Annotated in this window: 1 pseudogene; it reads right to left on the bottom strand. The window is 58.4% G+C overall.

The features are described from left to right. Positions 1-75: 75 nt before the first annotated feature. Positions 76-269, bottom strand: a pseudogene (locus tag EN857_RS33935) (transposase); the annotation flags it as partial. Positions 270-320: the final 51 nt, after the last annotated feature.

Below are 320 nucleotides of genomic sequence, written 5' to 3'. Positions count from 1 at the left end.
CCAGCAGAACGGTAGCTGTTGTAAAAGCTTTGAAACTTGGGATTATCGAACCGCCGTAGGTGCGCAGCTAGTTCTCCGCCCGTAGTAGCGCGCGTGATAGCCGAGAGCTCCGGCGTGCGCTCGCTCTTCGAAGCACCCAGCGCCTCGTCCATCTCGGCCTCGAGCACCTCCTGCATCACCGCGCGGATCACCTCGTGCAATCCATCCGGATTCGAAAGCAGAATGTCTTTGACGGCAGCGCTGGCGGTCTTACTTTCTGTCTTGGTCATGGTGGCGTTCCTTCCAGGGAATCGGTGACGTTGAACATCACCAGCCTGCCA

The sequence above is a fragment of the Mesorhizobium sp. M4B.F.Ca.ET.214.01.1.1 genome (assembly GCF_004791545.1).
GTDB lineage: Bacteria > Pseudomonadota > Alphaproteobacteria > Rhizobiales > Rhizobiaceae > Mesorhizobium > Mesorhizobium abyssinicae.
The sequence above is the reverse complement of the archived record's forward strand: the minus strand, read 5'-3'. Positions and strand labels throughout refer to the sequence as shown.